The 8,487-nt window shown below is 62.1% G+C and carries 8 protein-coding genes; 6 read left to right on the forward strand and 2 right to left on the reverse strand.

What is annotated here, in order from left to right:
* The first annotated feature begins 252 nt into the window (after nt 1-252).
* From egtB to egtD, 3 genes are read left to right on the forward strand one after another with little or no spacing between them, the layout of a single operon-like run.
* The gene (gene egtB, locus Y707_RS0101130; RefSeq protein ID WP_026533750.1) at nt 253-1,605 is read left to right on the forward strand and encodes an ergothioneine biosynthesis protein EgtB; all 1,353 of its coding nucleotides are present in this window, start codon (nt 253-255) and stop codon (nt 1,603-1,605) included.
* A gap of 3 nt (nt 1,606-1,608) precedes the next feature.
* Nucleotides 1,609-2,373, forward strand: a complete 765-nt coding sequence (egtC, locus tag Y707_RS0101135; protein ID WP_026533751.1) for an ergothioneine biosynthesis protein EgtC — start codon at nt 1,609-1,611, stop codon at nt 2,371-2,373.
* Nucleotides 2,370-3,356, forward strand: coding sequence for an L-histidine N(alpha)-methyltransferase (gene egtD, locus Y707_RS0101140; protein WP_051441518.1), 987 nt, complete (start codon nt 2,370-2,372; stop codon nt 3,354-3,356). Before egtC ends, egtD begins: the two co-directional genes overlap by 4 nt.
* Nucleotides 3,357-3,399: 43 nt before the next feature.
* Here egtD and Y707_RS0101145 read toward each other — a convergent pair whose 3' ends face one another.
* A complete protein-coding gene (locus tag Y707_RS0101145; protein ID WP_026533753.1) occupies nt 3,400-4,791 on the reverse strand; it encodes an FAD-dependent oxidoreductase in 1,392 nt (463 codons plus the stop codon).
* Nucleotides 4,792-4,963: 172 nt separating this feature from the next.
* Between Y707_RS0101145 and Y707_RS22440 the strand changes: the two genes are divergently transcribed.
* Together Y707_RS22440 and Y707_RS0101155 are read left to right on the forward strand one after the other, a co-directional pair.
* Nucleotides 4,964-5,737, forward strand: coding sequence for a DUF427 domain-containing protein (locus Y707_RS22440; protein WP_051441519.1), 774 nt, complete (start codon nt 4,964-4,966; stop codon nt 5,735-5,737).
* A 226-nt stretch (nt 5,738-5,963) separates the two neighbouring features.
* On the forward strand, nt 5,964-6,440 hold the full coding sequence (locus Y707_RS0101155) for a hypothetical protein (protein WP_051441520.1): 477 nt from the start codon (nt 5,964-5,966) through the stop codon (nt 6,438-6,440).
* A 17-nt stretch (nt 6,441-6,457) separates the two neighbouring features.
* Here Y707_RS0101155 and Y707_RS0101160 read toward each other — a convergent pair whose 3' ends face one another.
* Nucleotides 6,458-6,847: a heavy metal-responsive transcriptional regulator gene (locus Y707_RS0101160; RefSeq protein ID WP_026533755.1), complete on the reverse strand. Its 390-nt coding sequence runs from the start codon at nt 6,845-6,847 to the stop codon at nt 6,458-6,460.
* A gap of 86 nt (nt 6,848-6,933) precedes the next feature.
* Here Y707_RS0101160 and merA point away from each other — a divergent pair, with 86 nt between their 5' ends.
* A complete protein-coding gene (merA, locus tag Y707_RS0101165; RefSeq protein ID WP_253905011.1) occupies nt 6,934-8,328 on the forward strand; it encodes a mercury(II) reductase in 1,395 nt (464 codons plus the stop codon).
* The last annotated feature ends 159 nt before the right edge of the window (nt 8,329-8,487 follow it).

The following is an 8,487-nucleotide window of genomic DNA, read 5'->3' on the forward strand; positions in this document are numbered from 1 at the left end:
GCTCCAGCCGATGGCGACGGCGGCCCGTGACGCGATGAGCGACCCGGTGCTTGCGCAAGCCGCTTTGGCATGTGCGAATGCGGCAATGGAAGCCATGGGCAGATTAGGCGCCGATCAGGCCACCCGGTCCAGGGTTGCGGCATTTATCGAGCGTTATACCGAGCGGGGTCGCTGCCCGGCCGATGATCGGATTGAACTGTGGCGCCGTACCGGAAGTTTCTTTGACCAATCCCCAAGCAAGGAAGAAGCGCGATGACCGAGAATCATTTTGCTGGAGCCGATACGGCCTCCTCGGATGCGGTGAAGGCCTTCATCGCCGGAGGGCTGGAGCGGGCGCGAAGCCGCGTCCATACCCTGACGGACATTGATGAAGGAGAGCTGGTAAAGCAGCATTCGCCTCTGATGTCTCCACTGGTGTGGGACCTGGCCCACGTCGGAAGCCAGGAGGAGCTCTGGCTGGTGCGCGACGTCGGCGGGCGGGAGCCACTGCGCCCTGACATCGACCACCTGTACGACGCCTTCGAAAACCCGCGCAGCACCCGCCCCTCGCTTCCGCTGCTCCCGCCAACCGAATCCCGCCGGTATATCGCAGAAGTCCGCAGTAAGGCCCTTGACATCCTCGACGGTGCCAGGTTGGAAGGTTCGCCGCTGGTCGAGGGTGGCTTCGTGTTCGGGATGATGATCCAGCACGAGCAGCAACATGCTGAAACGATGCTGGCCACGCACCAGCTCAGACTCGGGGAGCCGGTCCTGCATCCGGTTCGGGCGGCGGAGGCTGTGCCCCCTGCTGATAGGGAACGGTTGCCCCGGGAGGTCCGTGTCCCTGCGGGCTCTTTCACGATGGGAACCTCGATCGAGCCGTGGGCTCTGGACAATGAACGCCCCGCCCACGAGGTGGAGCTGCCCGCCTACTGGATCGACACTCTGCCGGTGACCAATGCGGCCTTTGTACAATTCATTGACGACGGCGGTTATGCGGACTCCCGCTGGTGGAGCGCGGACGGATGGGCGCACCGCAATGAAGCAGGACTCGTGGCGCCAAAGTACTGGAAGTTCGACGGCGGCCGCTGGCTGCGGACGCGTTTCGGATTCGTGGAGCCCGTCCCTGCCGACGAGCCGGACCAGCACGTGAGCTGGTATGAGGCCGACGCCTATGCCCGGTGGGCCGGCCGGCGCCTGCCCACCGAGGCCGAATGGGAAAAGGCCGCACGCTACGATCCGGAAACCGGCCGCTCCCGGCGGTATCCCTGGGGCGACGAAGATCCGACACCGTCGCATGCCAACCTGGGCGGGGACACCCTTCGGCCATCCGCTGTGGGCTCCCATCCCGAAGGAGCGTCGTCCTTGGGAGTGCACCAACTGATGGGCGATGTCTGGGAGTGGGTCGCCAGCGACTTCAAGCCGTACCCCGGATTCAGCGTGTTCCCGTATGCGGAATACAGTCAGGTGTTCTTCGGCGGCGGCTACAAAGTACTGCGCGGCGGTTCCTGGGCAGTGGATAGGGCGGCGTGCCGTGGGACGTTCCGCAACTGGGATCACCCCATCCGGCGGCAGATTTTCACCGGTTTCAGAACCGCCCGCTACGCCTCAACGACGGCGGACTAGACCATGTGCCGTCATCTCGCTTTTCTTGGCCCTCCGACGTCGCTGGCCGAGCTGCTGCTGGCTCCCGAACACGGGTTACTCAAACAATCCTGGGCGCCACGGCGGCAACTGCACGGAACTGTGAACGCTGACGGTTTCGGTGCCGGTTGGTACGCGGCTGGCGATCCGGTGCCTGCCCGTTACCGGCGGGCTGTTCCCATGTGGGCGGATCCCTCATTTGCCGACGTCGCCCGGGTCACATCAAGCGCAGCCGTGCTGGCCGCCGTTCGGTCCGCGACGCCGGGGACGACGCCCGACGAGTCAGCTGCCGCACCGTACGCCGACGGCAAGTGGCTCTTCAGCCATAACGGCAGGATCGAGGGTTGGCCACACTCGACGCAGACGCTGGTGGCACAATTGCCGGCGGACCGGTTGCTTGGCCTCGAATCCCGCGTGGATTCGGCGCTGCTGTGGGGGCTGATTTCGGCAAAACTGGACGCCGGGGAAACTGCCGGCAATGCGCTGGCGACCGTAGTCACAGAGGTGTCCGCACTGACTACCGGACGGCTGAACTTTCTGCTCACGGACGGCGTGACCATCACCGCCACCGCCGCGGGCGACTCCCTCTTCTGGCGTTGCGGGCCATCCGGAACGGTGGTCGCCAGCGAACCCTCCGACGACGACGGTAACTGGCACGAAGTGCCCGACCAGTCGTTGCTCACCGCCACCGCCGACCGGGTGGATGTCCGCCCTATCTCCGTCGAATGGAAAGAACCGATACTGATATGACCGTCTCAGACGCACTCCCCGACATAATCCACCATCTGCCTCCGGACCACCACGGACGCAACCTCCGCGCCGACGTGCGCGCCGGACTGACCGGATCACCGAAAACGCTGCCGCCCAAATGGTTCTACGACAAAAACGGCAGCGACTTGTTCGAACAGATCACCAAACTTCCCGAGTACTACCCGACCCGGGCCGAACGGGAAGTGTTGACCAACCATGCTGAGAGCATCGCGGCCGCAGGTCCCGCGGAGACGCTCATCGAGCTCGGTTCCGGATCTTCCCGCAAAACGCCGCTGCTGCTCAACGCGCTGAAAAAGGCGGGACCGCTGCGCCGTTATGTCGCTGTTGATGTCAGCGACGGCGCCCTTCTGGAAGCACGCGACGAACTCTCAAGTGCGTTTCCTGACCTGGACCTGCAAGCCGTGGCGGCCGACTTCGAAACACAGCTGCATCTGGTCCCGCATAAGGGACCGACCCTGGTGGCCTTTCTCGGTGGAACGATCGGCAATATGGAACCCGAGGCACGTGCCCGGTTCCTGCAGAATGTCAGGGACCTGCTTCTTCCCACCGGTGGGTCACTGCTGCTGGGAACCGGTCTGATCACCCCGCCACACGTACTCATTCCCGCCTACGATGACGCCGCCGGAGTCACGGCCGACTTCAACCGGAACGTGCTGCGCGTACTCAATACCGAGCTCGGGGCCGATTTTGATGTCGAGGCATTCGAACACGCAGCGGTATGGAATCCGGAGCAGGAGTGGATCGAAATGAGGCTCCGCGCCACCAGGCCCATGTTGGTGCACCTGCCCGGAATCAACCTCGACGTCTGGTTCCAGGAAGGCGAAGAACTGCGTACGGAAATCTCAGCCAAATTCCGTACCAGCGGTATTATCGCGGAACTGGAAGCCGCCCAGTTGAAGACCATCGGCCAATGGGCCGACGAACAAAACCAATACGCGTTGACCCTCGCAGAAGTAGATTAGCCTGCCAAGGCAGATCTTCGGATTGCCGCAGGTATCAGCCCCGTTAAGGACGGCGGTCCGCCAGCATCCGGTCTGCTGAGACGGCCTGCCAGCTCATACGGGCGGCGATCAGGACCGGGTCCCACAGCGGTGAGAACGGCGGGGCGTACCCCAGGTCGGTATTGAGCAACTCTTCCACCGTCGTCTCGTGCCACAACGCCATTGCGAGGACATCGATACGTTTAGCGGCGCCTTCTTCGCCGACGATTTGTGCACCGAGGAGTCTGCCAGTGCCACGTTCGGCGATGAGTTTCGTCCGGATCGGTTTCGCACCGGGATAGTAGCCGGCACGGGTGGTGGAGTCGACCGCGACGGTCAGCGGGTCGAAACCGGCCTCGGTTGCCTCGGCCTCTCCGAGACCGGTCCGCCCGATTTCGAGGTTGCACACCTTGGTAATGGCCGTACCGATCACCCCCGGAAAGGCCGCATATCCACCGCCGATATTGATTCCCGCCGTCCGGCCCTCTTTATTGGCGTGTGTGCCCAACGCCATCGTTACAGGGCGGCGCGTTACGCGGTGGAATTTCTCCGCGCAGTCCCCGGCGGCCCACACACCTTCGGCACCCGTGCGCAACTGGCGGTCCACGGCAATCCCACCGGCAGGACCGAGGGATATACCGGCCTGTTCCGCCAGCGCGGTATTCGGACGGACGCCCAGCCCGAGGACTACGAGATCGGTCGGTATAGTGCCCTGGTCCGTAACCACTGCTGTCACCTGGCCCGCATCAGTTTCGAAGCCGGTCACCGTTTCGCCGAGGCGCAGGGTCATTCCGAAGCCCTGCATGGCTTCGATGAGCATTGATCCCATGTCGGGATCGAGCGTGGCCATGGGAGCCGGTCCCCGGTGCACGAGAGTCACCTCCACATTCCAGGCGCACAACGCCTCGGCCAGTTCCAGACCAATGTAACCTGCTCCGACGATGACGGCCCGCCGGGGACGGACCCGCTCGAGAGCGGAACGGAGGGCGAGGCCGTCGTCAAGGGTTTGTACGCCATATATGCCAGCGGCATCGGCTCCCGGCAGCGCTGGTCGAACCGGGGTCGCACCCGTGGCGATCATTAGCTGGTCGAAGCCCTCCCAAGCCTCGGCCCCCGTGTGCCGCGCCCGCACCAAAACCGCCCGGCGGTCCAAGTCTATATTGAGGACATCATGACGAATCCGCGCCTCGATGTGGTGATTCCGGGCGAATTCGTCCGGGGTCCGTGCGATCAGTTCAGTGACTTCGTCGACGTCGCGTCCGATGAAGTATGGAATGCCGCAGGCGGAATAAGAGGTGTAGTTGCCTTGGTCAAACGCGATGATCTCCAGCTCATCCGCATCCCGTTCCCGTCGTGCCGCGGAGGCTGCGCTCATCCCGGCCGCGTCGGCCCCTATGACCACCAACCGCTGAGTCATTAACCGCCTCCATTTCCGGTTGTGAAACCCGACTTTTACTAATGTTTGTGGTGAGCAGCTGCTCGTGACGCTTCATCAGTTCAAAACTAAACGCTTGCTCCATACGTTTAGGTCAATACAGCGCCGATTCATGGATTACGGCGTGCCACGAAAACTCGGAAAGGTTCAACCAATGACCCAGAGAATCAGAGAACCGGTTCCGAGCGCTCGATGGGTACGCGGATTCATCGGCAATACACTGGTGGTCGATAGCCGCGATCAACTGCTGATATGGGAAGAAGAGCTCCCGGTCCCAAGGTACCTCTTTCAAAATAGGGACGTGCGCCCGGAAAATCTCGTACCGACGGGCCCGCCAGCCTCACAGCGCTACCACCACCCATATTTCGGCGTCACTTCCTGGTTCGATGTCGTCGTTGGTGACCGGACCATCCGCCATGGAGCGTGGCGGATGAAGGCTTTCGACGGTTATACAGGCGTCACTTGGGAGCGTGGCGGACTTGATCATTGGTATGAAGAAGATCAGGAGGTGTTCGAACATCCCCATGACCCCTTCGTCCATATTGATGCCTTGTCAAGTTCGCGCTTGGTGACTGTGAGTCACAACGAAGTCGTGATTGGCGAGTCGAGTGAGGCAGTCTTTCTTTGGGAAACAGGGCTGCCTGTGCGGTACTACCTGCCGAGGCGGGATGTCGACTTTGAAAGTCTTGTATCAAGCCCCACAGTGAGCATCTGCCCCTACAAAGGTTTCGCCACTGACTATTGGAGCCCCAGGGGCGAGGATGCTCCCGCCGACATGGCGTGGTCTTATCCCCAGCCGTTTTTTCCCTATCGCAACATTGCTGGTTCGGTCGCCTTCCTGAATGAAAAGCTCGATATTTCCATCGATAAAGTGCTGCAACCGCGTCCTGAACCGAAGCAGTGGCCGGCGCGGTCCCGGCTTATATAGTCCTCACGGTGCAGTCACCCTGCTTGACAGTCGAAGATAAGCGGCCGATTCCACCGCACCTACTGGAAAACGGCCGCAAGTATGACTGCAGCGGTGCTGGCCTTTGAGGATATTGGCTACATTCCCCTTCAAAGGCCTGAGAAAACTCTCGCTGGCCGATGAATCAACGCCGTGGAATAGTGGTCAGTAAGCTTAGTGTTTTTGATGTGGAAAGTAGGACGAGGTTATGGCGCGTCTGACAACCGTTTCCCGGAAGCCGCTCCAGCTTGGTCTAATCGCCGGTGCAGTCGGCACGGTAGCCCTCAACGTCGTTACTTACGCCGATATGGCGATACGGGCACGGCCGCCGAGTTCGATGCCGGTAGAGGCTGCAGGAAAACTGGCTGAGAAAATCGGTATGCCACTGGGGAACGAGGAGAACTCCACGCACCACAAGAAGGGCTTGGGCGCCTTGCCCGGCTTCGTGACGGGATTGGGAACCGGAGCCGCTTATGGTCTCCTGCGTTCTCGCAAAGATCTGCCTCTGCCTGTGGCCGTCCTGGGTTCGAGCGTGGCTGCCATGGCCGGAAGTGGCGTCCCTATGACGGCGCTGGGTCTGACCGATCCGAGGAAATGGCCGGCGTCGAGTTGGGCAATGGACATCGTTCCGCACCTTGCTTACGGTGCAGCTGCCGCCGCGGCCTATGAAGTAATTACCCGCTGACACATCCATCGGGCGTCCTAAATATAGCGGCAGACCTGATCGGCTTGGCACAGTGATGGGTCTGCCGACCGGCTGGCCTCGTGGAGCCCGGCAACTGTTTCGCGGAGCTCACGAAGGTCGCTTATTTGTTGGTCGACTTCTGCCAGCCGATCGGCGAGCAACGTCTCGACATGTCCGCACGGCGGCTGTCCGTCGTCGCGGAGATAGAGAATCTCACGGATTTGAGCCAAGGCCAGTCCGGCGCGCTGGCCCCTGCGGATGAAGCTGAGCCGGGGAACCATTTCCTCCGGGTAGTCACGGTAGCCGCAGGGCGTGCGGGACGGGGGCGGTATGAGGCCGGCGGTCTCGTAGAACCGCAGTGTTTTCGTCGTCGTGCCCGCGGCCGCAGCCAGTTCACCAATCTGCATGGCTGTTCCCTTGTTGATTCCACGCCCTTGACCTTCCACAGTACTGGAAGGTTCATGCTGGGTGGAGACATTTGGGAAGGAGCTTCGTGTTGAATACCGAGTATGAGTTTGACCTGGCCGTGGTTGGATCCGGCGGAGCGGCGATGGCGGCAGCGATCAGCGCCCGGCAGGCCGGTAAGTCGGTGGTCCTGATCGAGCGCGGTGCACTGGGCGGCACCTGCGTCAACATAGGTTGCGTCCCCTCCAAGACGCTCCTGGCCGCAGCAGGTGCCCGCCGTGCCGCGCAGACAAATCCATTTCCCGGTGCGCCGACCTCCGCGGAGGATGTGGACCTGGCCTCGCTCGTCAACCAAAAGGATCAGCTGATCGACCAGCTCCGGGGCGCGAAGTACGCCGACGTCGCCGACGCCTACGGGTTCGAAATCCGTGGCGGCGAAGCTTCGTTCTCCGATGACGACACATTGCTGGCCGATGGAAAGCCGGTCTCCGCGGGCTCCTTCATCATTGCCACCGGCGCCGAACCGGCACGGCCCGACGTGGCGGGACTGGTGGACATGGATTACCTGACCTCGACCACAGCCATGGAGCTGACCAAGCTGCCGAAGTCAATGGTCATCATTGGCGGCGGATACGTGGGGCTTGAGCAGGCGCAGCTTTTCGCGCATTTGGGAACCAAAGTGACGATTGTCGGCCGGACCGCGCCAGCCGCGGAACCGGAAATGTCTGACATACTGCGCTCGGTACTGGCGGATGACGGCATGACCTTGCTTGAAGAACATGCTGTCTCCGCCGCCATCAAGGATGGCCAGACCGTGGTCACAACCGGTTCCGGTTCTACCGCCAGCGCGGAGAAACTGTTGGTGGCCACCGGGCGAACCGCCCGCACGGAGCGCCTCAATCTGCCCGCGGCGGGGATTTCCACCGATGAACGGGGGTTCATCTCTGTTGACAGTGGCCAGCGGACGACGAACCGGCGGGTCTTTGCAGCCGGAGATGTCACTGGCGCACCGCAGTATGTCTACGTTGCCGCGGCCGCGGGGAGGGCCGCGGCAACAAATGCATTGAGCGGCGATGCCGGCATCCCGTCTTCCGGTGTCGACTACACCGGGCTCCCGGCAGTGATTTTCACCCGTCCGCAGTTGGCCACTGCGGGGCTGGCCGAGGCGGAAGCGATCGCGTCCGGCTATCGGTGCGAGTGCCGGGTGATGAGTTTCGACGACGTGCCCCGGGCGCTGGTGAATCAGGACACCCGGGGTGCCATCAAAATGGTCGCGGAGGTTGGTACGGGGAAGGTTCTCGGCGTGAGCGTCATCGGCGATAACGCCGGCGAAATCATGCTTCCGGCAACCTACGCCATCAAGGCCGGCATGACGACCCGGCAGATCGCAGATACCTGGGCCCCATACCTGACCATATCCGAGAGCCTGCGTCTGGTCGCCGGGATTTTCCACAACGAAATGCCAACATCGTGCTGCGCTTGACCCGTAATTTGTAACGGATTGAAAGGAATAATCATGAGTGAACATTTCGACGTTGCCGTTCTGGGCATGGGCCCGGGAGGTGAAGTTGCGGCCGGGCGGTTGCTGAAAGCCGGCAAGACAGTTGCAGTCATTGAGCGGGAACTCATCGGTGGCGAATGC

Origin of the sequence: Arthrobacter sp. H14 (assembly GCF_000520495.1) — a bacterium.
GTDB lineage: Bacteria > Actinomycetota > Actinomycetes > Actinomycetales > Micrococcaceae > Arthrobacter_C.